The sequence below is a fragment of the Thermaurantiacus tibetensis genome, assembly GCF_015354055.1.
In the GTDB taxonomy this organism is placed as follows: domain Bacteria; phylum Pseudomonadota; class Alphaproteobacteria; order Sphingomonadales; family Sphingomonadaceae; genus Thermaurantiacus; species Thermaurantiacus tibetensis.
This window is the reverse complement of sequence record NZ_JACHTM010000002.1, coordinates 549,175-573,975: the sequence shown is the minus strand read 5'-3', so window position 1 is coordinate 573,975 and position 24,801 is coordinate 549,175. Positions and strand designations below refer to the sequence as shown.

General features: G+C 74.2%; 23 protein-coding genes. 10 read left to right on the top strand and 13 right to left on the bottom strand.

Translation table 11 applies throughout. The features are described from left to right. Positions 1-14: 14 nt before the first annotated feature. From H3H34_RS07340 to dapE, 5 genes are all read left to right on the top strand, one after another. The gene (locus tag H3H34_RS07340) at positions 15-3,725 is read left to right on the top strand and encodes an SDR family oxidoreductase (RefSeq protein ID WP_235945481.1); all 3,711 of its coding nucleotides are present in this window, start codon (positions 15-17) and stop codon (positions 3,723-3,725) included. Then, complete coding sequence (locus H3H34_RS07335; protein ID WP_194744604.1) at positions 3,722-4,663, top strand: acetyl-CoA carboxylase carboxyltransferase subunit alpha; 942 nt, start codon at positions 3,722-3,724, stop codon at positions 4,661-4,663. Before H3H34_RS07340 ends, H3H34_RS07335 begins: the two co-directional genes overlap by 4 nt. A 25-nt stretch (positions 4,664-4,688) precedes the next feature. Beyond that, positions 4,689-4,895: a thioredoxin domain-containing protein gene (locus H3H34_RS14000; RefSeq protein ID WP_328831528.1), complete on the top strand. Its 207-nt coding sequence runs from the start codon at positions 4,689-4,691 to the stop codon at positions 4,893-4,895. A 144-nt stretch (positions 4,896-5,039) separates the two neighbouring features. Further along, a complete protein-coding gene (locus tag H3H34_RS13995; protein ID WP_328831526.1) occupies positions 5,040-5,345 on the top strand; it encodes a glutathione S-transferase C-terminal domain-containing protein in 306 nt (101 codons plus the stop codon). A 52-nt stretch (positions 5,346-5,397) separates the two neighbouring features. Then, positions 5,398-6,537, top strand: a complete 1,140-nt coding sequence (gene dapE / locus H3H34_RS07325; protein WP_194744603.1) for a succinyl-diaminopimelate desuccinylase — start codon at positions 5,398-5,400, stop codon at positions 6,535-6,537. On the opposite strand, the gene H3H34_RS07320 is transcribed toward dapE, so the two are convergent. The 5 genes from H3H34_RS07320 to rsmI all read right to left on the bottom strand — a co-directional run bounded on the left by H3H34_RS07320 (position 6,509) and on the right by rsmI (position 11,103). Then, positions 6,509-7,930: an aldehyde dehydrogenase family protein gene (locus tag H3H34_RS07320; protein ID WP_194744602.1), complete on the bottom strand. Its 1,422-nt coding sequence runs from the start codon at positions 7,928-7,930 to the stop codon at positions 6,509-6,511. The genes dapE and H3H34_RS07320 overlap by 29 nt on opposite strands. After that, a complete protein-coding gene (gene gshB / locus H3H34_RS07315; protein ID WP_194744601.1) occupies positions 7,927-8,898 on the bottom strand; it encodes a glutathione synthase in 972 nt (323 codons plus the stop codon). The genes H3H34_RS07320 and gshB overlap by 4 nt, the downstream gene beginning before the upstream one ends. 138 nt (positions 8,899-9,036) lie before the next feature. Then, the gene (locus H3H34_RS07310; RefSeq protein ID WP_194744600.1) at positions 9,037-9,855 is read right to left on the bottom strand and encodes a SirB1 family protein; all 819 of its coding nucleotides are present in this window, start codon (positions 9,853-9,855) and stop codon (positions 9,037-9,039) included. Next, entirely contained in the window at positions 9,852-10,226 is a 375-nt protein-coding gene (locus H3H34_RS07305) for a YraN family protein (RefSeq protein ID WP_194744599.1), read from the bottom strand. The genes H3H34_RS07310 and H3H34_RS07305 overlap by 4 nt, the downstream gene beginning before the upstream one ends. Beyond that, complete coding sequence (gene rsmI, locus H3H34_RS07300; protein WP_194744598.1) at positions 10,213-11,103, bottom strand: 16S rRNA (cytidine(1402)-2'-O)-methyltransferase; 891 nt, start codon at positions 11,101-11,103, stop codon at positions 10,213-10,215. The genes H3H34_RS07305 and rsmI overlap by 14 nt, the downstream gene beginning before the upstream one ends. A gap of 10 nt (positions 11,104-11,113) precedes the next feature. On the opposite strand from rsmI, the gene H3H34_RS07295 reads away from it, so the two are divergent. Next, positions 11,114-12,355, top strand: a complete 1,242-nt coding sequence (locus tag H3H34_RS07295; protein ID WP_235945478.1) for a penicillin-binding protein activator — start codon at positions 11,114-11,116, stop codon at positions 12,353-12,355. Here the strand turns inward: H3H34_RS07295 and tilS are convergent. The 3 genes from tilS to H3H34_RS07280 all read right to left on the bottom strand — a co-directional run bounded on the left by tilS (position 12,352) and on the right by H3H34_RS07280 (position 15,355). Beyond that, positions 12,352-13,329 (bottom strand): tRNA lysidine(34) synthetase TilS, encoded by a 978-nt coding sequence (gene tilS / locus H3H34_RS07290; RefSeq protein WP_194744597.1) that lies wholly within the window; start codon positions 13,327-13,329, stop codon positions 12,352-12,354. The two genes, H3H34_RS07295 and tilS, sit on opposite strands and share 4 nt — an antisense overlap. Further along, entirely contained in the window at positions 13,317-14,252 is a 936-nt protein-coding gene (ybgF, locus tag H3H34_RS07285; RefSeq protein WP_194744596.1) for a tol-pal system protein YbgF, read from the bottom strand. Before ybgF ends, tilS begins: the two co-directional genes overlap by 13 nt. Positions 14,253-14,323: 71 nt before the next feature. Beyond that, a complete protein-coding gene (locus H3H34_RS07280) occupies positions 14,324-15,355 on the bottom strand; it encodes a helix-turn-helix domain-containing protein (protein WP_194744595.1) in 1,032 nt (343 codons plus the stop codon). A 184-nt stretch (positions 15,356-15,539) separates the two neighbouring features. On the opposite strand from H3H34_RS07280, the gene typA reads away from it, so the two are divergent. Next, complete coding sequence (typA, locus tag H3H34_RS07275) at positions 15,540-17,360, top strand: translational GTPase TypA (protein ID WP_194744889.1); 1,821 nt, start codon at positions 15,540-15,542, stop codon at positions 17,358-17,360. Between the two features lie 26 nt (positions 17,361-17,386). Then, complete coding sequence (locus tag H3H34_RS07270; RefSeq protein WP_194744888.1) at positions 17,387-17,818, top strand: nucleoside deaminase; 432 nt, start codon at positions 17,387-17,389, stop codon at positions 17,816-17,818. Positions 17,819-17,844: 26 nt separating this feature from the next. Here H3H34_RS07270 and H3H34_RS13860 read toward each other — a convergent pair whose 3' ends face one another. Continuing rightward, positions 17,845-19,626, bottom strand: a complete 1,782-nt coding sequence (locus H3H34_RS13860; RefSeq protein WP_194744594.1) for a hypothetical protein — start codon at positions 19,624-19,626, stop codon at positions 17,845-17,847. 21 nt (positions 19,627-19,647) lie between these two features. On the opposite strand from H3H34_RS13860, the gene H3H34_RS07260 reads away from it, so the two are divergent. Both H3H34_RS07260 and aroB read left to right on the top strand, forming a co-directional pair. Next, positions 19,648-20,211, top strand: coding sequence for a shikimate kinase (locus H3H34_RS07260; RefSeq protein WP_194744593.1), 564 nt, complete (start codon positions 19,648-19,650; stop codon positions 20,209-20,211). A 2-nt stretch (positions 20,212-20,213) separates the two neighbouring features. Further along, positions 20,214-21,323, top strand: coding sequence for a 3-dehydroquinate synthase (gene aroB, locus H3H34_RS07255; protein WP_207790846.1), 1,110 nt, complete (start codon positions 20,214-20,216; stop codon positions 21,321-21,323). Here aroB and ribH read toward each other — a convergent pair. The 4 genes from ribH to ribD form a co-directional block, all read right to left on the bottom strand. Then, positions 21,320-21,733, bottom strand: coding sequence for a 6,7-dimethyl-8-ribityllumazine synthase (gene ribH, locus H3H34_RS07250; RefSeq protein WP_194744592.1), 414 nt, complete (start codon positions 21,731-21,733; stop codon positions 21,320-21,322). The genes aroB and ribH overlap by 4 nt on opposite strands. 150 nt (positions 21,734-21,883) lie before the next feature. Next, the gene (gene ribB, locus H3H34_RS07245) at positions 21,884-23,155 is read right to left on the bottom strand and encodes a 3,4-dihydroxy-2-butanone-4-phosphate synthase (protein WP_194744591.1); all 1,272 of its coding nucleotides are present in this window, start codon (positions 23,153-23,155) and stop codon (positions 21,884-21,886) included. 44 nt (positions 23,156-23,199) lie between these two features. Continuing rightward, positions 23,200-23,808, bottom strand: a complete 609-nt coding sequence (locus H3H34_RS07240; RefSeq protein ID WP_194744590.1) for a riboflavin synthase — start codon at positions 23,806-23,808, stop codon at positions 23,200-23,202. 10 nt (positions 23,809-23,818) lie between these two features. Further along, positions 23,819-24,790 (bottom strand): bifunctional diaminohydroxyphosphoribosylaminopyrimidine deaminase/5-amino-6-(5-phosphoribosylamino)uracil reductase RibD, encoded by a 972-nt coding sequence (gene ribD, locus H3H34_RS07235; RefSeq protein ID WP_194744886.1) that lies wholly within the window; start codon positions 24,788-24,790, stop codon positions 23,819-23,821. Between the last annotated feature and the right edge of the window lie 11 nt (positions 24,791-24,801).

Sequence of the window (24,801 nt, the reverse complement as noted above, 5' to 3'; positions counted from 1 at the left end):
CCGGGGAGACGGGGATGACGACGATGGCGGCCGCACGCAGGCGCCCGGCGAGGAAGGCCGGCGCCATGCCCGAGCTCACCGGCCGGCTGGCCGGAAAGGTCGCGGTGGTGACGGGTGCGGCCGGCAACATCGGCGGCGAGATCACCCGCCAGTATCTGAAGGAAGGCGCGATCGTCGTGATGACGGGGCGTACGCCCTCGCGCATCGAGGCGGCGCGCGAGGCGGTGCTGGCGGCAACCGGCGCTCACCCCGAGCAGGTCGCGACCGTCGTCCTCGACGGTGCCGACCCGGACTCGGTCCGCGCCGGGGTTGCCGAGGTGGTCGCCCGCTTCGGCCGCATCGACATCCTCGTCAACAACGCCGGGTCGGCCGGGCCGAAGCAGCCGCTCGAGAATGTGCCCATCACCGAAGACGAGCTTGCGGCCCTCAGGGCCCGGGGGCTTGCCGACGACGAGACGGTGCCGGCCGCCATCCGCAACATCCTGGGCGTTGCCTGGAACATGGCGCGCGCCTCGGCGCCCCACATGCGTGCCGGGGGGAGCATCATCAACGTCTCCACCATCTTCTCGCGCACGCCCTACTTCGGCCGCACCGCCTATGTGGTGCCCAAGGCAGCGCTCAACGCGCTCTCGCGCGAGCTCAGCCTCGAGCTCGGGCCGAAGGGCATCCGCGTCAACCTCGTCTACCCCGGCCCGATCGAGAGCGACCGCATTCGGACCGTGTTCGCCGCAATGGACCGGATGCGCGGCGACCCGCCGGGCACCACCGCCAAGCAATATTCGGACATGATGTCGCTCAACCGGGACCTCTCCCGCACCGACGGCGAGAAGGCCTTCCCGACGCCCGCCGATGTGGCGGCCACCATCGTCTTCCTCGGCTCGGACGCGAGCGCCGCCTTGAACGGCCACGACATCGAGGTGACGCACGGCATGACCGTGCGCAAGGAAAGCCGCTCGACCTGGCTCGCCCGACCGACCATGCGCTCGATGGACGGCACCGGGCTTGCCGTGCTCATCGCCGGGGGCGAGCAGTGGGAGGACGCGCTCGAGATCGCGAAGGTGAAGGTGGCGGCCGGCGCCCACGTGCTCCTCGGCCTCTCGCGCCAGGCCGATGTCGCGCTGGCCCAGGCCCGCGCCCGGGCCGAGGGCGCGACCGAGCGCCTTTCGATCGTCCGCTTCAACCGCACCGACCTTCCCGGCATGGAGCAGGCGCTCGAGGACTTCACCGCGGAGGCACTTCCCGTCACCTCCGCGCTCGTCATGCCGGCCAGGGGGCCGGGCGTGCTTGCCGGCACCGTGGTCGACGCGAGCGACGAGGACGTGACTGCCTTCATGGACGTCGAGCTCCTTGGCGCGATCGCGATTGCGCGGACGCTCAGCCGCTACTGGAAGCGGCACGACAGCCTGGTGCAGGACCCGCGCTTCGTCTTCCTCTCCAACCCGACCGACGGCCGGGGCGACATCGTGGCCAACCTGCTGCGCGCCGGGCTCGAACAGCTCATCCGGGTGTGGCGGGACGAGTCCGAGCTCGACGTGAAGTATGGCCGCCGCCGCCAGGCCGAGTGGGGCAACCAGATCGTCCGCTTCACGAACGACGAGGCGGAGAACCTGCGCTTCGCCGCCGGGCACGCGGCGCGGATCCTGCTCAAGGAGAACCGGATCCAGGAAGTGACGCTCTACCTGCCGCAGAAGATCGGCGAGGCGACCGGCGCGCGCAAGGCCATGCCGGGCTTCTCGGAGAACATCACCGGCCTCCATCGTGGCAAGGTCGCCCTGATTACCGGCGGCTCGGCCGGCATCGGCGGGCAGGTCGCGCGGCTGCTCGCGCTCGCCGGCGGCAAGGTAATGATGGTTGCGCGGCGCGAGAGCGAGCTGGCGGTGGCCCGTGCGCGTATCGTCTCCGAGCTCGAGGACGTGGGCTTCGCCGGCGTTGAGCGGCGCGTGCGCACGCTCTCCGGCATCGACGTCGCCGACTTCGACTCGCTCCAGCGCGCCGTCGACGAGACGGTGAAGGCCTTCGGCCGCATCGACTATCTCATCAACAATGCCGGCATCGCCGGCGCCGAGGAGATGGTGGTCGACATGGACCCGGAGGCCTGGCGCCGCACGCTCGATGCCAACCTCGTCTCCAACTATGTCCTCATGCACCATGTGGTGCCGCTCATGAAGGCGCAGGGCTCGGGCTATGTGCTCAATGTCTCGAGCTATTTCGGGGGGGAGAAGTTCCTGGCCGTCGCCTACCCCAACCGCGCCGACTATGCCGTCTCCAAGGCCGGCCAGCGCGCCATGGTCGAGAGCCTCGCCCGCTATCTCGGCCCCGAGATCCAGTTCAACGCCATCGCCCCCGGCCCGGTCGATGGCGACCGGCTGCAGGGCACGGGCGGCAAGCCGGGCCTGTTCGAGCGGCGCGGCCGGCTCATCCTCGAGAACAAGCGGCTGAACGCGGTCCACGCCGCGGTGGTGAAGGCGGTCAGGCGCGGCGCGCGCGTCGAGGCGGTGCTGGCCCGCCTTGCCCGCAACGACACCGCACAGCTGAGCCATGACCCGAACTCGCCGCGCGAGCTTCGCGACCTCGCCCTTGCCTGCGCCCGCGAAGGCGACGGCGTGTGCACCTGGGACCGCTACCTGCTGACGCCCAAGGTCGCAGCCCGGCTCGTCGGCCGGCTACGGCTCGGCGGCTATTTCCTCGATGCGCCGGGCTGGAGCGACCGGCCCGACACGCCCGAGGCCAACGAGGGCTGGCTCCTGCGCGTGCCGCCCGAGGACGTCCCCTGGCTGCCCCCCGAGCGAATCCGGGGCGAGGCAGTCAAGGTGCGCTCCGGCGTCCTCTCCCAGCTCCACCTCGGCCGCATGCCGACCGAGGCCGACGTCGCCCAGGCGACCGTCTTCTTCCTTGCCGACCGGGCGGTGTCGGGCGAGACCTTCATGCCTTCTGGCGGGCTTTCGGTCGAGCGTTCGACCACCGAGCGGGAACTCTTCGGCAGCCCCAAGCAGGAACGGCTCGACATGATGCGCGGCAAGACCGTGTGGCTCATCGGCGAGCACCTGACCGACTATCTCGCCGAGGCCGCCCGCCAGCTACTCGAGGACTGCCATGTCGCCCGAGTCGTCTTCCTCGCCGCGAGCGAGGCGGGTGTGGAGGCGCTCCAGCGGCAGCTCGGCGAACTCGCCGGAAGCGGCCTTGAATGCCTCCTCTGCGCGCCCGGGGTCGAGGCGGCGATGGACGAGGCGCTGGCCCGCTGGGGCCGGCCGACCACGGTCGTCTCCACCCCCTTTGCGCCACTTCCCGACCGGCTGTTCGAGCCCGAGCACCCGCTCGAGCCCGAGGCTTTCCGCCAGATGGTGGAAGACAACCTCACCCACCATTTCCGGGTGGCGCGCAAGGCCTCGCTCTACGACGGCTGCCAGCTTGTCATCTGCTCGCCCGACGTGCCCATGGGAACGCCCGGCCCTGCCTTCGCGCTGGCCAATTTCCTCAAGACCACGCTGCACGCCTTCACCGTCACGCTCGCGGTCGAGAACGAGCGGCTGGTGCACGACGTGCCAGTGAACCAGATCAGCATGACCCGCCGGGTCCGCTCGGAGGAGCCGCGCAACCTCGATGAGCATCTGGAGGAAGTGAAACGGTTCGCGCGCGCCGTCCTGCTCGCTGGCGCACCGCTTCCCGACGCCGAGGATTCCCGCTACCGCGCCCGCATCTATCGCGGCATGGCCATGACGGTGTGAGCACCTATCTCGAATTCGAGGCGGGCGTGGCAGCGCTCGAGACGAGCGCGGCACGGGCGGAAGGCGAGGGCAGGGCGGCCGAGGCCGCCGAGCTTCGCGAGCGCGCCACCCGCCAGCTGAAGGACCTCTATGCGCGCCTCACCCCCTGGCAGCGGACGCTCGTCGCCCGCCACCCGGCGCGCCCGCACATCCCCCACTATCTCGCAGGCCTCTTCACCGAGGTGATGCCGCTCGCCGGCGACCGGCTCTATGGCGAGGATCCGGCGATCGTCGGCGCGCTCGCCCGCTTCGAGGGCCAGAGCGTCGTCGTCATCGGCCACGCCAAGGGGGAGGATACCGAGAGCCGCCTGCGCCACAACTTCGGCATGGCCCGGCCCGAGGGCTATCGGAAGGCGCAGCGCCTGATGCAGCTCGCCGACCGTTTCGGCCTGCCCGTCATCACCTTCGTCGACACGCCGGGCGCCTTCCCCGGCGTGGATGCCGAGGAGCGCGGCCAGGCCGAGGCGATCGCCCGGACCACCGAGACCTGCCTTGCCATCGGCGTCCCGCTGGTTGCCCTCATCGTCGGCGAGGGCGGCTCGGGCGGCGCCGTCGCCATCGCCGCAGGCAACCGCGTGCTCATGCTGGAGCACAGCATCTACTCCGTCATCTCGCCCGAAGGCTGCGCCTCGATCCTCTGGCGCACGCCCGCGGGCCGCGGCAGCAAGGCCCCGGAAGCCGCCGAGGCGATGAAGGTGACGGCTGCCGACCTGCTGCGGCTCGGCGTCATCGACCGCATCGTCTACGAGCCCGTGGGCGGCGCCCACCGCGACCACGCGCTCACCATGACCCGGGTGAGAACCGCGCTTGCCGAGGAGCTGGCCGCGCTCGAGGCCCAGCCGCGTGCGGCGCTGCGCGAGGCCCGGCGGGAGAAGTTCCTGAAGATGGGCGCGCTCTGACGCCCGCCTGACCGGGGTTTTCGCGATGACGCTTCGCCTGTTCATCGGCAACCGCGCCTATTCCTCCTGGTCGCTGCGCGGCTGGCTCGCTGCGAAGCAGTCGGGCCTCCCCTTCGAGGAGATCTTCCTGCCGCTCTACGAAGCCGACTGGGAGGAGACGAGGCGCCGGGCCGAGCTTGCACCCTCGGGCGGCAAGGTCCCCATCCTCTGGGATGGCGCGGTGGCGTCGTGAAACGCGCTTGGAATCATCGACCATCTCGACCGCCTCTCGGGCGGCACCCGCTTCTGGCCGGCGGACTCGGCCGCGCGCGCCTTCGCGGTCTCGGTCGCGGCCGAGATGCAGGCGGGCTTTCAGGCGCTGCGCGGCTTCTGCCCCATGAACACGCGCCGGCAGTATCCGGGCTTCGCCCTCGCGGCCGATGCCAGGGCCGATGTCCGCCGCGTCGAGGCGCTGTGGGAGGAAGGCCTCGCCCGCTTCGGCGGGCCGTGGCTCGCAGGCCCGGACTGGGGCGCGGCGGACATCATGTTCACCCCCGTCGCCAGCCGCTTCACCACCTATGATGTCGCCCTGTCCCCGGCGGCCGAGGGGCTGCGCCAGCGCCTCATGGCCCACCCCTTCATGGCCGAATGGTGCGCGGCCGCCGAAACCGAGGGCCACGTCCTTGCGCGCTACGAGCGTTGACCGCGACGCCGCTCCGCCTTGCAGCGCTGCTGCCCTGCGCTAGGGCAAACCGGTGAGCGTCATCGAGCTTGCCCGCGCCCTCGTCCGCTGCCCCAGCGTCACACCCGCTGACGCCGGCGCCATCCCGCTCCTCGAGGCCGAGCTTGCCGCGCTCGGCTTCCAGACCTTCCGCCTCCGCTTCGGCGAGGCCCCCGACGGGCCGGTCGAGAATCTCTTTGCCCGCCTCGGCAACGGCGCCCCGCACTTCGCGTTTGCCGGCCATACCGACGTCGTCCCGCCGGGGGACCTTTCGCGCTGGTCGGTCGACCCCTTCGCCGGCCATGTCGAGGGCGGAGTCCTCGTCGGCCGCGGCGCTGCCGACATGAAGGGCGCGCTCGCCGCGATGGTCGAGGCCGCCCGCCGCCATGTCGCGCGCGGGAGCCCCGGATCGCTATCCTTCCTCGTCACCGGCGACGAGGAGGGCCCGGCCACCTTCGGCACCGACCGCCTCCTCGACTGGATGGCAGCGCACGGCCACGTGCCCGACTTCTGCCTCGTCGGCGAGCCCACCTCCGTCCGCCGCCTGGGCGATTGCGTGAAGATCGGCCGCCGCGGCAGCCTCAACGCCTGGATCACCGTGCTCGGCGCCCAGGGCCATGTCGCCTACCCTGACCGGGCCGACAACCCGGTGCGGCGCCTCGTGCGGATTCTCGCCGAGCTCCAGTCCCGCCGGCTCGACGAAGGGAGCGCCTGGTTCGCGCCCTCGAACCTCGAGGTGACCGACCTCGAGGTCGGCAACCCCGCCACCAACCTCATCCCCGCCAGGGCTTCCGCCCGGCTCAACATCCGCTTCAACGACCAGCACCGGGGGGCCGAGCTCGCCGGCTGGATCGAGCAGGTGGTCGCCACCCACGCGCCCGCGGCGGAAGTGAAGGTGCGCATTTCGGGCGAGGCCTTCCTGACCGAGCCGGGCCCCTTCTCGACCCTCGTGCAGGACGCGGTCGAGGAAGTGACGGGGGTGAGCCCTGCGCTCTCCACCTCGGGCGGCACGTCGGACGCGCGGTTCATCCGCCGGCTCTGCCCCGTGGTCGAGTTCGGCCTCCCGGGCGAGACGATGCACCGGGTCGACGAGCAGGCGTCGCTCGCCGACATCGCGGCGCTCGCCGACGTCTACGACGCCGTCCTCAGGCGGGTGTTCGCTGCGCCTCGCTGAAGGCGGCAAGCGGCAGCGGCGTGCCGCCCTGCGCGTAGAGCACCCGGCGCCGGAGGAAGCGGAGCAGCCCCTCGTCGCCGGCGCGCGACGGCCCGAGACCGGAGAGCCGAAAGTTCGTCTTTGGTGCGTCGGCGAGGAGCGAGGTGAGCGCGCCGTCGTTGAGCGAGACCGCACCCGCCTCGAGCCGCCGGCCCACCGCCTCGGCCTCGGCAAGGCTGCCGGCCACCACCGCGGCCGAGAGGCCATAGTCCCCGGCGTTGGCGAGCGCGACTGCCTCCTCCTCGGTGTCGAACGGCATCACCGGCATCACCGGGCCAAAGGTCTCCTCGCGCCACACCGCCATGTCGGGCGTGACGTCGACGATCACGGTCGGGCGCAGCCACAGCCCGCCATGGTCCTCGATGCGGCCGCCCGTCAGCACCCGCGCGCCCTTCGCCACGGCGTCTGCGATCTGGGCGGCCACGATCTCCGCCTGCTTCGCGAAGATGAAGGGGCCGAGATCGCCCGAGTCGATGTCGGGCCAGTTGAGCGTGACCGCCTCGGCCGCGGGCACCAGCGCGGCGAGGAAGGGCTCGAGGAGGGGCCGGGCGACGAGGATCCTCTCGATCGACTGGCAGGCCTGGCCGGTTGCCCGGCACGAGGCCGAGAGTGCGATGGCGGCCGCCCGCTCCGGGTCGGCCGAGGCCAGCACGAGGAGCGGATCCTTGCCGCCAAGCTCGAGGCTCGCTGGCACGAAGGCGCGCGCCGCGGCCTCGGCCACCCTGCGACCGGTCGCAACCGAGCCGGTGAAGGCGAGGAAGTCGACGAGCGGCACCAGCGCCGCCCCGGTTGCGCCATCCCCTTCCACCACCGCAAGCGGAACGTCGCCCACGGCCTCCACTGCGGCCATCAGCGGGCGGATGAAGCGCGGGGTCACTTCCGAGGGCTTGACCAGTACGGCGCAGCCCGCGGCCAGTGCCGGCACCGCGTCGGCAAGGCCAAGAAGCAGCGGGAAGTTCCACGGGCTGATGACGCCGACCAGCGGGTAGGGAACAAGCGAGACGCTGTGGGTGACGCCGGGCATCGCGCCCGGCCGGTCGCGGACGGCTGCTTCTGCGATCAGGGCGGGGGCGCGGGCGGCCCAGCGGCGGAGACTTGCCGTCACCGTGTCGATCTCGCGGGCGGAAAGGGCGCGCCGGCCGGTGTCGGCCTCGAGCGCGGCCTGGAGGGCCGGCCGCCCCGCTTCGATCGCGTCGGCGAGCGCGACGAGGCGGCCGGCCCGGCCCTCGGGGCCCAGCGCCTCCCACGCCGGCTGGCGCGCGCGCAGCCCGGCGGCAATGGCGGCGAGCGCCGCGCCGTCGAGCGGGGCGATGGCATGGTCGAAGGCCCCGGTCCGCGGATTCCTGACCTTCATCGTGCTGCTCTCCGCCGCTCGATCGCGTCCCAGATCCGGCCGGCGGTGTTGGTGCCATTGAACGCGTCCATGGCGACGATGCCGGTCGGCGAGGTCACGTTGATCTCGGTGAGCCACCCGCCGATCACGTCGATGCCGACGAACACGAGGCCGAGGTCCCTGAGATGCGGCCCCAGCCGGTCGCAGATGGCCTTCTCGCGCGGTGTCAGCGTGGTGGCGTGGGCCGAGCCGCCGGCGGCGAGGTTCGAGCGGATCTCGCCGTCGCGGGGCAGGCGGTTGATGGCGCCCGCCGGCTCGCCGTCGACGAGGATGATGCGCTTGTCGCCCTGCGCCACCTCGGGGAGGAAGGCCTGCACCATGAAGGGCTCGCGCCAGACGTGGCGGAACATCTCGACGAGCGCGGCGAGGTTGGCATCCGTCCGCGCCACGTGGAACACGGCCGTGCCGGCATTTCCGTAGAGCGGCTTTACCACCACCTCGCCGTGGCGGGCGCGGAACGCCTGCGCGGCCTCGAGCGAGCGGGTGACGAGGGTGGGGGGCATGAGGTCGGCGAACGCGAGGACGAAGAGCTTCTCCGGCGCGTTCCTGACCGACGCCGGATCATTGACGACGAGAAGGCCCTCGGTTGCGGCGCGCTCGAGCAGGTGGGTGGCCGTCACATAGGCCATGTCGAACGGCGGGTCCTGCCGCATGAGGACCACATCGAAGGCGCGCGCGAGCTCCGCCCGGCGGGGCGGGCCGAGCCAGCGAAAGTGGGGTTCGCCGGGTGCCGCGGGGCGACGCACGCTAATGTCGCGGACGGTCGCCTCGACCCGGCCTTCCACCCAGTCGAGGTCGCCCGGCAGATAGTGGGCGATGGCGTGGCCCCGGGCCTCGGCCTCGAGCATGAGGGCGAAGGTCGAATCGCCGGCGACGTTGATTCCCTCGATGGCGTCCATCTGGACGGCGATCCTGAGCGGCCGGGCCATGCGCCCCGCCCTAGCGGCCGCTGACGGCCGTGCCTAGCACGCCCACGCGGCGCGGCACCTCCCTCCGCGCCCGGGCCCCTCGCGTGGCACGCCCACCTCCGCCCCCGGCCCGGTGCGCTGCCGCCCCTCGCCCCCGGCCTAGCGGGCGAGGGCGTCTTCCGCCGCGCGGATGCGCTTCAGCACCGCAGGCTCGCGGGTCGTCTCGCGCATGCTCGAGAGCGACCGGCGCGCGGCCGCCTTGTCGCCAGCGAGCTGCTCCAGCCGCGCCCGTTCCCACCACAGCTCGGCCGAGGCCGGGGCGATCAGCGTGAGCCGCTCGGCAAGAGTCCGCGCCCGGGCAAGGTCGCCGGCCTTGCGCGCGCGCACCGCCTGGTTGGAGAGCAGGCGCACGAGCGTCTCGCGGTTGGAGAGCGGCTGGAGGTGCCGCGCCTCGGGCCGGGCGTTGCGGCCGAGCGCGCGGGCGACCAGCATCTCGAGCCCTGCCGCCCCCAGCGTGCGGCCGTGGGTGAAGGGGTCGAGCAGGACCGAATCGGCGGTGCCGCCGAGGCGCACGATGACGTGCCCGGGAAGCCCGATCGGTGCCGCCTTCCACCCCATGCGGCGGGCGAGCCCCACGTAGAGGATGGCGAGTGTCACGGGCAGGCCGCGCCGCCGCTTCAGGAGCGCGAGGAAGTCGGCATTCTCCGGCGCGTCGTAGGTGTGGCTGTCGCCGGTGAAGCCTTCCTCGTGGGCGAGAAGCGTCACCAGCGCCTCGGCGCGCTCCGCCGTGCCGCTGGCAGTGCCCGCCATGGCCGCAAGGCGCTGCGCGAACCCGCCGATGAGGCTCCGGGCCCGGCCGAGGTCGGGCCGCGCCCGGTCGGCAGCGGCCACGACCAGCGCCGCCTCGTCGAGCACGATGTCCGCCTCGTCGAGGAGGCCGATGGCGGCAAGCGCGTCGGGGCCGGGCACGTCGGTCATGGGCGCACGCCGCGAATATGGCGCGGCCAGGCCCAGGGCGCCAGTGCAATCAGGTCCACGCGCACGTTTGCCGCGACCGGGCGTGGCCAGCGCCGCCAGCCGGCCTCGGCGGCAAGCTGGCTGGCCAGGCGCTCGAGCCGGCGCACCGCCTCGGGCTTCAGGGCGAACACGGCTTCGTCCAGCGTGCGCCGGTACTTCACCTCGACGACGACGAGCGTGTCCCCCTTCTCGGCGAGAAGATCGATCTCGATCGGCGCCCGGCGGATCCGGCGGCCGCGGATGCGGTAGCCCTTGAGCTGGAGATAGAGCGCGGCCACGCGTTCGGCCCACCGCCCGGCCTGCTCGGCCGAAGCGCGGTCACGTCGCGTCACACCCGCCCTCCCCCTCGTCTTCGGCGGCAAGCGCAAGCGCCCGGGCGTAGAGCGCTCCGCGCGGCACGCCGAAGGCGGCCGCCACGCTCGCTGCCGCCCGCCCCGGCGGCATCGTGGCGAGCGCGCGTCTGAGCGCTGCCTCGACCTCGTCATCGGTGGCCGCCTCCTCGGCCCGCGGGCCCACCAGCACCACGATCTCGCCCCGGGGCGGGGACTGGGCGAAGCGCGCCGCAAGCTCGGCGAGCCGGCCGGTCACCACCTCCTCGTGGCGCTTCGTCAGTTCCCGGGCGACCGCCGCCGGCCGGTCGCCGAGAATCGCCGCGAGCGCTGCGAGCGTTGCGGCAAGCCGCGGCGCCGTCTCGTGGAAGATGAGCGTGCCGGGTACGGCGGCGAGCGCGGCGATGGCCGCCTCGCGCGCGCGGGGAGCGGCGGGCAGGAAGCCGGCGAAGAAGAAGCGGTCGGCGGGCAGGCCCGAGATGCTGAGCGCGGCGACCGCAGCACAGGGGCCGGGCGCGGTGGTGACCGGAACCCCCGCCTCCCGCGCTGCCCGCACCAGCACGAAGCCCGGGTCGGAGACGAGCGGCGTGCCCGCATCGGAGACGAGCGCGACCGACTCGCGGGCCATGCGCGCGACGAGCGCGTCGGTGCGTGCGCGCTCGCGATGGTCGTCGAGCCGCAGCATCGGCCGCCGGCTTCCGGCCGCGCGCAGGAGAGTTGCGGTCACCCGCGTGTCCTCGCAGGCGATGAGGTCGGCCCGGCGGAGGATGTCGGCTCCCCGCGGCGACAGGTCGGCGAGGTTGCCGATGGGCGTAGCAACGATGTAGAGCCCGGGCGCCAGCGGAGCCGGGGCCGCGGGGCCATCGCGAGGGGCGGTCACGGGAGGAGCTATGGCGACGATGCTCGAAGGGGCGCAAGCCTCGGTCCGGTTGCCGGGCGGCCGTGGCGCCTGGCGCGGGCTCGCGCTCGCCGCGCTGGCGGCGCTTGCGGCCTGCGCGCCGCGGACGCCGCCCCCCGCGCCGTCGCCCCCGCCGCCGCCCGTCGTCGAGGAGGCGCCGCCCGATGCCCCGCCGCCCGAGCGCCGCCACCAGGTGGCCGTGCTCGTCCCCCTTTCCGGTGCCAATGCCGCCGTCGGCCAGTCGCTTGCGAACGCCGCCAACCTCGCGCTCGCCGACACCGGCCGCACCACCGTACGGATCACCAGCTACGACACCGCCGCCCCCGGGGGCGCGGCCGCTGCTGCCGGCCGCGCGCTCGCTGACGGCGCGAAGCTCATCCTTGGTCCGCTGCTGGCGGCCGACATCCCTTCTGTTGCCGCACCTGCCGCCCAGCGCGGCGTGGCCGTGCTCGCCTTCTCGAACGATGCCGCGCTGGCGCGGGACAATGTCTACGTCCTCGGCTTCCAGCCCGCCCAGTCGATCGAGCGGGTGGTGGCGCATGCGCGCGGCCGGGGCATCACCCGGTTCGCGGCCCTGGTCCCGAACGGCGCCTATGGCGAGCGCGCGGCGGTAGCCTTCACGCGCGCTGTCCAGGCAGGCGGCGGCGAGGTGGCGGCCGTCACCAGCTTCGCCCGGGCCCGCGAGCAGCTCCCTGCCGCGGCCCGCCGCATCACCGCCTATGACGCCCGCGTCAAGGCGGGGACGCCGGGGAACCCGGCTCCCATCGGCTTCCAGGCGCTCCTCATCGCCGACTCCGGCGCAACCGCCAACGCGCTCGTGCCAAGCCTTGCCCAGTTCGGCGCACGCCCGCCGCAGGTCATGCTTCTCGGCACCGAGCTCTGGGCCGCCGACCCGGGCCTTGCGCGCGTGCCGGCGTTTCACGGGGCGCTCTTCGCCGCCGTCCCCGATTCGCGTTTCGCTGCCTTCGAGCGCCGCTACCGCGAGCGGTTCGGCTCCAACCCCTCGCGCCTTGCCAGCCTTGCCTACGATGCGACGCTGCTCGCGATCGGGCTTGCCGGCCGGTGGGAGATCGGCACGCCCTTCCCGCCGGCGCTCTTGCGCGACCCCAAGGGCTTCGCCGGCGTCGACGGCATCTTCCGCTTCCGCGACAATGTCGTCGAGCGCGGGCTCGAGGTCCGGCGCATCACGCCCTCCGGCTTCGTGACCGAGTCGCCGGCGCCCACCAGCTTCTAGGCGCTCGGGTGCCCGGCCGGGCGGCGCCGGGGCGGCGCGGGGAGAAGCCGCCACCGGCCATCGGCCAGGGGCCGCGCGGCGATGCCGCCCAGCGTCGCGCGGCGCCCCGCCTCGAGAGAAGCGATGAGCCGCGCGAGCGCCGGCCCGCGCGGCGCCGGCGCCCCAAGCGCAGCGAAGCCTTTGAGCAGCAGCCGTCGCCTGAGCTCGCCCGGCAGGGCCTCCGGGTCCAGCTCCCAGCCGCCGCCCTGCGCTCGGGCGCGTGACGCCCAGGCCCGCTCCGCCGCCCAGGCGAGCGCCTCTTCCGCGTCGGCGAGATGCGCGGCGCTGGCGGCGAGCCGCGCCGGTGCCAGCCACCGGCACGAACCGAGGAGCGCGCGTGCGCGCGTGCGGTCGAAGCGGGGGTCGCGGTTCGAGGGATCGTCTGCCGGAACGAGCCCCGCCTCGCGGGTGATGCGGGCAAGCGTGGCCCGGGGCCAGTCGAGCAGGGGCCGGAGCACGGGGAGGCCGGCAATCACCGCCCGCGCCCGGATCCCGGCAAGCCCGGCAAGGCCGCTGCCGCGCGCGAGGCGCAGCAGGAGCGTCTCGGCCTGGTCGTCCAGGTGGTGCGCCGTGAGGAGTGCCGCCATGCCGTTGCTCCGGCACCAGTCGGCCATGGCCGCGTAGCGCGCGGCCCGCGCGTCCGCCTGCAGGTTCGAAGGTCCCGGCGGGGCGATGGCGAGGATGGCGTGGGGCACGCCGCGCGCGGCCGCGGCCCGCGCCACGGCCTCGGCTTCCGCGCGGGCCTCCGGCCGGAGCCCGTGGTCGACGGTGAGTGCGGCCACGCGGCCCGCGAAGGCCTCCGCGGCAAGGACGAGGAGGGCAAGCGAATCCGCGCCGCCCGAGACGGCGAGCGCCAGCGGCGCCGATGGGTCGGCCGCGGGGCCGAGAAGCGCGTGGACGGTTGCCGCGAAGTGCCCGGACGTCAGGGTCCGCATTGGGCGTCTGCGCGGGCCCTGCGGTTTTCGGCCTCGAGTGCGCCGGTCAGCCGCTCCGGGTAGGCCGTGCGCAGCTGGTCGAGCGCCTGGCAGGCCGCCTTCGGCTGCTTCATCGCCGTCAGCGCCTTGCCCAGCCAGAGCAGGCTCTCGGCCGCGCGCTGGCCGCGCGGCCAGGTCTGGTAGCCGGCGAGGAAGAGCTTGGCCGCCTCGGCATGCCGGCCGAGCTGCATCTGCGAGCGGCCCGCCCAGTACTGGGCGTTCGACGCCCGCGGGTGGTCGGGGTGGGCCTTGGCGAAGGCCTCGAGCTCGGCGGCGGCCTTCTGGTAGTCGCGCGCGGTGTAGAGGCCATAGGCGGCAAGATAGCGGGCCTCGGGGTCGGTGGCGGCAGGCGGGGCCGGGCGCGGCGCCGGCGTGGGCGCGGTTGCGGGCGGAGCGGCTGGGCCGCCGGCCGCAGGGGGCTTCGGCGCTTCGGCCGGGGCGGGGGCGCTTGCGCCGGGGCTGGCTGCGGCCGGCCGCCTGCCTTCGAGCGAGTCGAGCCGGAACTCGGTGTCGGCGCGCGCGCGCTCGAGGGCGGTTTCGAGGGTCTTGAGGCGGAACTGCAGCTCCTCCACCTGGCCGGTCAGCGTCCGCTGCTGCGCCTCGAGGCGGTCGATCCTCTGCACGAGCTCGAACAGCTGCGGGCCGGCATCGGCCGGCGCCGCCTCCGGAGGCGGGGCGGGCGGCGGGGCCGGCTCGGCGGCGAAGAAGCGCGGGTCGCCGCCCGGGAACACCTTCCGCTGGACGGCACGCATCTGGCTCTCGAGGGTGGAGACCCGCTTCTCCACGTTGCGGAACTGCTCGGCAGTGGCGACCGAGACCCCCTGCGCGGCCGCCGCTCCCGCGGCGAGCCCGGCAATGGCGGCGAGCGGCAGGCGAACCCGCATTCCTTCCCCTTTCTCGCGCAATGGGCCCCCTGAAGGCCCCCGGCATGCTGAGCGCAAGCTGAATCGGCGGGTCAGCCGGCTCCGCCCGGCTCTTTCGCCACGTTCTCGGGCTTGCCCTCGCCGACGCGGGCGCGAAGGTCTTCCGGCAGCAGCGACTGGGCGGCCAGCACTTCCCCCGGCCCCCCGAGCGGCGGCAGCGGCGCGCCGCCGATCGTCACCTCGAGCGCGCCCGCGCGCCCGGCGCGCAGCACCCACGGCCGGCCGGGCGGGATATCGAGCGCCTCCCCCTTCTTCAGCGTGCCCTCGAACAGCCGCTCGCCCCGCGGGCCTTCCTGCACGCGGATCCAGACGTCCTCGCGTGCCGCGAGCCGCACCGGGCCGTCTGCCGGTGCAGGCGCGGCCGGCGCGGGCGGCGGAGGCGCGGGCTCCGCCAGCGCTGGGGGTGCCGCGGAACCGGAGGGCGGCGGCGGGGCGGGAGGGTCGAAGGCTCCTGCGCCCCAGGCGACGAGAAGGCCGATGCCGAGGAGGCCGGCGGCAACCGAGGCCATGACGAGCCCGCGGCCGGGCATTCGCCGGGCGTCGAGGGGTTCGATGTCGACAAGCGTCGGCTCGGGGTCGCTGCGCCGGGATTCGCGGCGGTAGCGCTCGGCTGCCTCTGCCGGGTCAAGGCCCACGGTCCGGGCGTAGGCTTTCACGAACCCGAGCGTGTAGGTCATGGCCGGGAGCCGGTCGTGGGCGTCCGCCTCGATGCTGGCAAGGATTCCGGGCCTGACCTTGGTGCGGTCGGCCACGTCGGCGATCGAGAGTCCGGCCCGCTCGCGGGCGCGGCGCAGGTCGGCGCCGAGGCTTGCGGGCTCCGCGACCGGAAACGGCCGGACATTGTCGGGGAAGTCGCCGCTCGCGCCGGTGCCGTCTTGTGCGCTCCCGGCTTCTTCCGCCTCTGCGCCTGCCCGCGCGCCCTCCGCTCGTGTCTCCGCCCCCGCCGGGACCGCGTCGTCGTCGGGTGCTGCGCCGTCGTGGCCGCGCGCGCACGCCGCTTCATCGGGGAGGTCTGCGTCCGCAGACCGCCGCCCGCCCGGCACGCTCTCACCCGGCAACGCCATCCGCCTCTCCATGGCGCAGCTCCGACCCGAGTCAAGCGTGCTAGACGAACTCCATGAAAGACCGATGAAAGGCGGGCTCGGCCGGGTGATGACGGCGGTCCCGGCCCGGCCCGGCCTTGCCGGCGCCGAGGGGGCCGGCTATGCCGCCCTCGCCCTTTCCGCCCCTGCAGCCGGAACCTGTTCCATGCCGCTCCGCAACGTGGCGATCATCGCCCATGTCGACCACGGCAAGACCACGCTCGTCGACCAGATGTTTCGCGCGTCGGGCACCTTCCGCGACAACCAGAAGGTGGCCGAACGCGCCATGGACTCGAACGACCTCGAGCGCGAGCGCGGCATCACCATCCTCGCCAAGTGCACGAGCGTCGACTGGTGCGGCACCCGCATCAACATCGTCGACACGCCCGGCCACGCGGACTTCGGCGGCGAGGTGGAGCGCATCCTCTCCATGGTCGATGGCGTGCTCCTCCTCGTCGATGCCGCCGAGGGGCCGATGCCGCAGACCAAGTTCGTCCTGTCGAAGGCGCTTGCCCTGGGCTTGAGGCCCATCGTGGTCGTCAACAAGGTCGACCGGCCCGACGCGCGGCCCCAGGCGGTGCTCGACGAGGTGTTCGACCTGTTCGTGGCGCTCGGCGCGAACGATGCCCAGCTCGACTTTCCCGTGCTCTATGCCTCGGGCCGCGCGGGCTACGCCGGGCCCGACCCCGACATCCGAGGGGGCACGCTCGCCCCCCTGTTCGAGCTCATCCTCGCCCACGTGCCCCCGCCTGCGGCCGACCCGCACGAGGCCTTCCGGCTCCTCGTCTCGCTGCTCGACCGCGACCCCTTCGTCGGGCGGATGCTGACCGGCCGGATCGCCAGCGGCCGGCTTCTCGTCAACATGCCCATTCGCGCGCTCGGGCCCGGCGGCGCGGTGGTCGAGCAGGGCCGGGCCACCAAGATCTTCGCCTTCCGCGGGCTCGAGCGCGTGCCGGTCGAGGCGGCCGAGGCAGGCGACATCGTCTCGATCGCCGGGCTCGAGACGGCAACGGTTGCCCACACCATCGCCGACCCCGCGGTCGCCGAGCCCATCCCGGCACCTCCCATCGACCCGCCCACCTTGAGCATCCGCTTCTCGGTCAACGACAGCCCGTTCGCCGGCCGCGAGGGCAGCAAGGTCACGAGCCGGATGATCCGCGAGCGCCTCCTGCGCGAGGCGGAGGGCAATGTCGCCATCCGCGTGGCCGAGAGCGAGGAGCGCGACAGCTTCGAGGTGGCGGGCCGCGGCGAGCTTCAGCTCGGCGTCCTCGTCGAGACCATGCGCCGCGAGGGCTTCGAGCTCACCATCGGCCGGCCGCGGGTGATTCTCGAGACCGATGCGCTCGGCCACCGCCTCGAGCCCCACGAGACCATCGTCGTCGACGTCGACGAGGCCTTCCAGGGCATCGTCGTCGAGAAGCTGGCGCTGCGCAAGTGCGACCTCCTCGACATGGCGCCCTCGGGCGGCGGCAAGCTGCGCCTTACCTTCTTCGGCCCCACCCGCGGCCTCATCGGCTACCACGGGGAGTTCCTCTCCGACACCCGCGGCACTGGCATCATGAACCGCCAGTTCGCCCGCTACGCGCCCTGGCGGGGGCCGATTTCCGGCCGGCAGAACGGCGTTCTCGTCTCGACCGAGACGGGCACGGCCGTCGGCTACGCGCTGGGCAGCCTCGAGGAGCGCGGCGTTCTCATGATCGCGCCCGGCGAGCCGGTCTATGCCGGCATGATCATCGGCGAGAACGCCCGCGGCGAGGACCTCGAGGTGAACCCGCTGCGCTCCAAGCAGCTCACCAACTTCCGCGCTGCCGGCAAGGACGAGGCGCTGCGCCTCACGCCGCCGCGCCGGCTCGGGCTCGAGCAGGCGATCGCCTTCATTGAGGAGGACGAGTGCGTGGAAGTGACGCCGAAGTCCATCCGCATCCGCAAGCGCTTCCTCGACCCGCACGAGCGCCGGCGCCAGGCGCGCGCGGCGAAGGCGGGGTGACGCAGGGAGCAGCCTTCTGGTCGGCCATGCCGCAGGCGCTCGAGGCGGCGCGGGCGGCCGCCGCGCGCGGCGAGGTGCCGGTGGGCGCCGTGGTGACCGGCCCCGATGGCGCCGTGCTGGCGGCCGCCCACAACCGCACCCGGCTTGACCGCGACCCGACCGCCCATGCCGAGATCCTTGCCATCCGCGCGGCGGCGGCAGCGCTGGGCTCCGAGCGGCTTGCCGGCTGCACCCTCTGGGTCACGCTCGAGCCCTGCGCCATGTGCGCGGGCGCCATTGCCCATGCCCGGCTTGCCCGCCTCGTCTACGCCGCCCCCGACCCCAAGGGCGGCGGCGTCGCGCATGGCGCGCGGGTGTTCCAGCAGCCCACCTGCCACCACCGCCCCGAGGTCATCGCCGGAGTCGGCGAGACGGAGGCGGCGACCCTGCTCCGCGCCTTCTTCGCAGCCCGCCGCTAGCCCCGCGTCGCCGCCTCGGCGACGATCTAGCCGCGCGTCGCCGCCTCGGCGACCATGAGGCCCGCCTCGTCGCGGAGCCCGGCGGCGACCAGCGCCGCCACGATCCGCCGGAAATGGTCGGGCGGGAGATCGGCCATGGGCCCCTGCATGCCGGTGGCGGCAAGCACCAGCGCTTCGCCCCGCCGCCCGGCGGCGAGCGCGGCATCGATGGCAGCCGTCCAGCCGTTGGCAAGCCGCGGCACCGGGTCCCCCTCGACCCGGCGGCCCAGCCCCTCGAGCCCGGCGCGCAGCAGCGCTCCGCGATGGGCGGTGGTTGCACGGGCGAAGCGGTCCGGCTCGGCCGGCACGTCGGCGTCCACCCCGGCAAGAAGGCCCGCGACCCTCGCCGCCACGTCACCGCCGGCCTCCGCGGCCACTGGCCACCAGGCCCGCGCGTTGCCGACGAAGCCGGCCGCGAGCATGGCCTCGACGAGCGCCGGCGCCTCGTCTGCCAGCCCCGGGTCGGGCGCGACCCGCGCGGCCGCCTCCGCTGCCACCACCCGCCAGCCGTGGCGCGCTGTGGACTCCTCCGGCACGCGGGCGAGAAGCGCGCGCAGCGCTGCCAGCCGCTGCGCGCGCGCCGGCGCCTCGAGCGCCTCGCGCAGCTGGCCGCCCGGCCGTGCCGCCGCTTCGCCCGCAGGCGCCGCGCCGGCGTCGAGCGCAAGAATGCGGCCCGCTTCCGCTGCGCTCAGCGCACCCACCGCCGCCGCTTCCGGGACGAGCGCTGCCCGCTGCTCCACCGGCACGCGCGGCAGGCGCACCATCCACGCCCGCATCGCCGGGGGTGCAGCCTGCGCGAGCTCGGGCGGAATGGCCGTGCCCGTCGCGCCGGCAAGGCCCACGCGCCAGGCCGAGAGCCGGTCCACCTCGCGCCACACGGGGTTGCCTGCCGAACGCGTCGCTGCGGCGGTCGAGGCCACCCGCTCGGCGAGCTGGATGTCGAACGGGTCGGCAAGCCTGCGCCGCCGCGCGGCGTCGAAGAGCTGGTTGGCGCTGAACGGGTCCCCGGCGAGCGCCGAGCACCAGCCGTCGGCCAGCACGAAGGCCGGGTTGTCGTCGGAGACGGCGCGGCCGTCGGCGACGAACGCGCACAGGCCGATGGGGTCGCCGGCAGCGAGCGCGGCGTGGGCGGCGGCGGCGATGAGGCGCGGGGTGTAGTCCGCACGCCGCACGCGCAGGAGCATGCGGTGCGCATCGGCCGCGGCCCCGACGGCGACGAGCGCGCGCACCCGCGCCGCGAGCCAGTCGCCCGGGTGGATGCCGGGTGGCGGCGCCGCCTCGGTCAGGAGCGCCCGCTGCACCACGATCTGGCCCCAGCGGCTGGCCAGCGGCCCGTCGAGCCGGTTGAGGAGCGCGGCGAGGAAGCGGCCGTCGGAGCCGGCGAAGAGATCGGGCGCAAGGCCGACCGTGGCCTCCGTGACGAGGCCTGCGCTGGCCGCCGGGCGGCTCGGCCCCGGGAGTTCGGGCGGGGCGGCGCCGGGGAGAGGGCCGGGGGTGACGGGTGCCGCCGCCGGCCCGGCGGCAGGGGCCGAAGCGGCCGGCGCGGCGCCGGGAAGGGCCGCAGGCCCGGGCGGCGGGGCGGCGGGCGGCGGCGGGCGCACGGGCTCCCGGGCCGGCACCTCCTCGAGGACGTCCGGCAGGAGCGAGGTGGGGGCCTCGGAGGGGGCGGGCGGAGCGGGCGGGGGGGTGGGGGCCTCCTGTGCGGTCGCCGCCGCCGCGAGGGCGGCCGCCATGGCGGGGAGGAGCAGCCGGTTTGCCTTCGCGCGCACGCCCGCCCTATAGCCGCCCGGATGGCGACGGAAAGAGCCGCAGCGACGGGCCCGGCCGGCGCGGTCCGGCGCCCCCTCGTGCTCGTCGGCATGCCGGGCTCGGGCAAGTCCGCCATCGGCAGGCGGCTCGCCGCCGCGCTCGACCTCCCGTTCGTCGACAGCGACGCCGAGATCGAGGCTGCAGCGCAGATGAGCATCTCCGAGATCTTCGCCCGCTTCGGCGAACCCCACTTCCGCGACGGCGAGCGGCGGGTCATCGCCCGCCTGCTCGATGGCACCCCGCGCGTCATCGCGACGGGCGGCGGTGCCTTCCAGGACCCGGACACGCGCGCGCTTGCCCTTGCGCGCGGGTTCGTCGTCTGGCTCGATGCCGACCTCGACACGCTTGTCGCCCGCGTCGGCCGGCGCGATCACCGGCCACTCCTCGCGGGCAGGGATGCGCGCGCGGTGCTGGCTGCCCTGCTCGCCGAGCGGGCGCCTGCCTACCGCCAGGCCCACCTCCGCGTGGTCTCGGGCGATGCGCCGCACGAGGCGACCGTTGCGGCCATCCTCGCCGCGCTCACGGGTCAGGAGATGGTGCCGTGAGCCTGGGCGCCCGCATCGACGTGCCGGTCGACGTTGCCGGCCGCCCCTATGCCGTCAGCATCGGCCCCGGCCTCATCGCCGAGGCCGGGGAGCGGGTGCGGGCGCTCTGCCCTGGCCTCCGGCGGGTGCCGGTCGTGACCGATGCCACTGTCGCCGACCTCCACCTGCCCGCCCTTGCCGGGGCTCTCTCCGCGGCCGGGCTCGAGGCCGTGCCCGTCGTCGTGCCGCCGGGCGAGGGCGCCAAGAGCTTTCCCGAGCTCGCCCGCCTCGTCGATTCGCTCCTTGCAACCGGCGTGTCGCGCTCCGGCCTTCTCGTCGCGCTTGGCGGCGGGGTGGTGGGCGATCTCGCCGGCTTTGCCGCCGCCATCCTGAAGCGCGGCGTTCCCTTCGTCCAGGTGCCGACCACGCTCCTTGCCATGGTCGACTCCTCCGTCGGCGGGAAGACCGGCATCAACACCGCGGCCGGCAAGAACCTCGTGGGGGCGTTCCACCAGCCCGTCGCGGTCTGGGCCGACACGGACGTGCTCGCCACCCTGCCCCTTCGCGAGCGGCGGGCGGGCTATGCCGAGGTGGTGAAGTACGGCCTCCTCGGCGATGCCGCCTTCTTCGCCTGGCTCGAGGCGCACGGCCCCGCGGTGCTCGGCGGCGACGCCGATGCCCTTGCCCACGCCGTTGCCACGAGCGTGCGAGCAAAGGCAGCGATCGTCGCCCGCGATCCGGAGGAGCGGCACGACATCCGCGCGCTCCTCAACCTCGGCCACACCTTCGGCCATGCGCTCGAGGCCGAGTGCGGCTTCTCCGACCGGCTGCTCCATGGCGAGGCGGTCGCGGTCGGCATGGCCCAGGCGTTCCGCTTCTCGGTCGCGGAAGGGCTCTGCCCGCCCGAGGACGCCGCGCGGGTCGAGGCGCACCTCGCCGCCGTCGGCCTGCCGACGCGGCTGCCGCTCCCCGCCGGTCGGCTGCTTGCCCACATGCTCCACGACAAGAAGCGGACCGAGGCGGGCCTGCCCTTCATCCTCGTGCGCGGCATCGGCCGGGCGTTCGTGGCCCACGGCGTGCCGCTCGCCAGGGTCGAGGCCTTCCTTGCAGCGGAGGAGCAGGCAGCCGCCTAGGCGGCGATGCCGAGCTCCTCGCGGAGCTTCAGGAGCGCAAGCGCCGCCGCCACCGCCTCGGCCGCCTTCCCGACGCGGGCGAGCGCCTGCGCCTCGGTCTCGACCGTCAGGATGCCGTTGCCGATGGCGAGGCCGTCGAGCGCGAGCGCCATCAGGCCGCGGGCGCTCTCGTTCGCCACCACATCGAAATGGTAGGTCTCCCCGCGGATGACGCAGCCGAGGGCGACATAGGCATCGTAGCGGCCGGTCCCGGCGGCAAGCGCGATGGCCGGCGGAATCTCGAGCGCGCCCGGCACCTCGACCAGCGCGTGGGAATGGCCGGCTGCCTCGAGCGCCTGGCGCGCGGCGGCGAGCTGGGCGGCGTGGATGTGGGCGTAGAAGCCCGCCGCAACGATGAGCACATGCGCCATGCCGAACCCTTTCCTTCGCCCCGCCCCCTGTCGCCCCGCCCCCTGTCGCCCCGCCCCCTGCTTCCCCGGTCTGCCGCTCCGCGCCCCGCCAGCCCCTTCGCGCCCCGGCTGCCCCGGCCCGGCCGCCTTCGCCCCCTGGCCCCAGCCCGGTCAGTCGATGCGCCGTTCCGCCACCACCTCGAGCCCGTAGCCCGACAGGCCCACGAAGCTCCGGTGCGCGTTCGACAGCAGCTCGATCTCCCGCACCCCGAGATCGACGAGGATCTGGGCGCCGATGCCATAGTCGCGCTGCTCGAGCGGCTCCTGCACGCCGGCCTCGCGCGCGGCGATCATGCGCGACAGCCGGTCGGGCCGGTTGTCGCGGATGATGACGACGATCCCTGCACCCGCCTCGCCGATGATCTCCATCGAGCGCTGCAGCGCCCCCGTGCGCGGGCCGTCCTCGCCGAGGATGTCGGCAAACGGCGAGAGCACGTGCATCCGCACGAGCGTCGGCCGGGCAGGGTCGACCCGGCCCTTCTGGAGCACCAGATGCTCGGCATATTCCGCCTTGTTGATGTAGGTCTTGACCTGCCATTCGCCGCCGTGGCGGGAGACGAGCCGGGTCTCGGCGATGCAGGCGACCAGATTGTCGTGCCGCCGGCGGTAGGCGATGAGGTCGCGGATGGTGCCGATCTTGAGCCCGTGGGTGCGGGCGAAGGGGATGAGGTCGGCGAGACGCGCCATCGTGCCGTCGTCGTTCATGATCTCGCAGATGACGCCCGAGGGGTTGAGCCCGGCGAGCCGGGCGATGTCGACCGAGGCCTCGGTGTGGCCGGCGCGGACGAGGACGCCGCCGTCGCGGGCGACGAGCGGGAAGACATGGCCGGGCGAGACGAGCGCCTCCGGCCCCTGGGCGGCATCGATCGCAACCGCGATGGTGCGCGCGCGGTCGGCAGCCGAGATGCCGGTCGAGACGCCGTGCCGCGCCTCGATCGAGATGGTGAAAGCGGTCTCGTGGCGGCTGCCGTTGGCCGGTGCCATCATCGGCAGGCCGAGCTGTTCGACGCGCGCGCGCGTGAGCGCAAGGCAGATGAGGCCGCGGCCGTGGCGGGCCATGAAGTTGATGGCCTCAGGGGTTGCCATCTGCGCCGGGATGACGAGATCGCCCTCGTTCTCGCGGTCCTCGTCATCGACGAGGATGAACATCCGGCCGTTGCGCGCCTCGTCGATGATGGTCTCGATGCCGACGAGGGGCGAGGCGGCAGCTTGGTCGAGGAAGGCCTCGAGCTTGGCGATGGTCTCGGCGGTCGGGTTCCAGGCGGGCGAGGCGAGCTGGCGCAGGCTGTTGGGGTGGAGCCCGGCGGCGCGGGCGACGGCGGCGCGGCTCATGCCGGTTGCGCGCACGTGGGCGCGGATGCGGTCGAGAATCGCGGTGGCCATGCGGGGGCATTGTCACATCGGCGTGTGACTTTCAACCGCCTGCATCACACTCGGGTGTCGAGCATCCGCTTCAGGTAGCGCGCGAGAATGTCGATCTCGAGGTTGACCGCGTCCCCTTCCGCCACCGTGCCAAGCGTGGTCCACTTCGCCGTGTGGGGAATGATGTTGAGGTCGAAGAGGCAAGAGTCCGCCTCGTCGCGCACCGCGTTGACGGTGAGCGAGACGCCGTCGACGGCAATCGCGCCCTTCTCGGCGATTGCGCCGGCGAGCGCGTAAGGGGCAGCGAGCGTGAGCGCGATGCTGCCCTCGCGCGCGACGCGCGCCACCACCCGGCCCACGCCATCCACATGCCCGGTCACGATGTGGCCGCCGAGCTCGTCGCCGACCTTGAGCGACCGCTCGAGGTTGAGCCGCCGCCCTTCCCTCCACATGCCGGGCGCGGTCCGCGCCCGCGTCTCGGCCGAGACGTCCACCCGGAACCGCCCGTCGGCCTTCCCGGTCACGGTAAGGCAGACGCCCGAGCAGGCGATCGAGGCGCCGAGCGCCACCTCGCCAAGGTCGAGCCCGCAGGCGATGGTGACGGCGAGGTCCTCGCCCGGCCGCGCGGCGACCGCGTCGATGGTGCCGATGTCGGTGATGATCCCGGTGAACATGGGGCCCGGCCTAGCGGGCGCGGGCAGCCGGCGGAAGGGCCCGCACCAGGAGCTCGAGCCGGTCGTCGCCGAGCCGGCGCTCGTCGACACGGCGGAAGCGGCCGTGGGCCGCAGCGAGGTCGTCGACAGCAAAGCCGGAGATGCCGCGGCCCTCGCCGAGGAGGATGGGGGCCCGAAGCAGCAGCAGCCGGTCGACGAGGTCGGCGGCAAGCAGGCTCCCGGCAAGCCGGCCGCCCCCTTCGACGAGCAGCCGGAGCCACCCGCGCTCCCGGGCAAGCGCCAAGAGGGCGGGAAGGTCGGGCGCGGCAAGCCACCCCTCGGGCGCGTCGCCCCGGCCCACGGCCACCCGCGCCGGCTGCCGCCCCCGCCAGCCGGGCAGGCGGACGTCGAGCCGGGGCGCGTCGGCTGCGAGGGTGCCGCGCCCGACCACCACGGCATCGGCCCGGGCACGCTCCATGTGGCCGAAGGCGCGCGCCGTCTCCCCGGTGATCCAGCGGCTGCGGCCGTCGGCGAGCGCGATGCGGCCGTCGAGCGAGAGCGCGAGCTTCAGCGTGATCTCCGGCCGCCCGAGCGTCACGCGCTGGACGAAGCCGGCGAGCTCCGCCTCTGCATCTGCCAGCGCGAGCGCGGTCACCGGGATGCCGGCGGCCCTGAGCCGCGCGATGCCCTGGCCGGCGGTGCGCGGGTCGGAGTCCGTCATGCCGGTCACCACGTGGGCGACCCCGGCAGCCACGAGGAGGTCGGCGCAGGCGGGCCCGCGGGGGGAGAGGTGGGCGCAGGGCTCGAGCGTGACGTAGGCGGTCGCGCCGCGCGCCGCCTCGCCGGCGGCGGCAAGGGCCACCGCCTCGGCATGCGGGCGGCCGCCGGCGCCGGTCCAGCCGCGGCCCACCACCCGGCCGTCGCGGACCAGGATGCAGCCGACGTTGGGGTTGGGGGTGGAGGCGCCGGCAGCCCGGCGCGCGAGGGCAAGCGCGGCCCTCAGGTGCCGCAGGT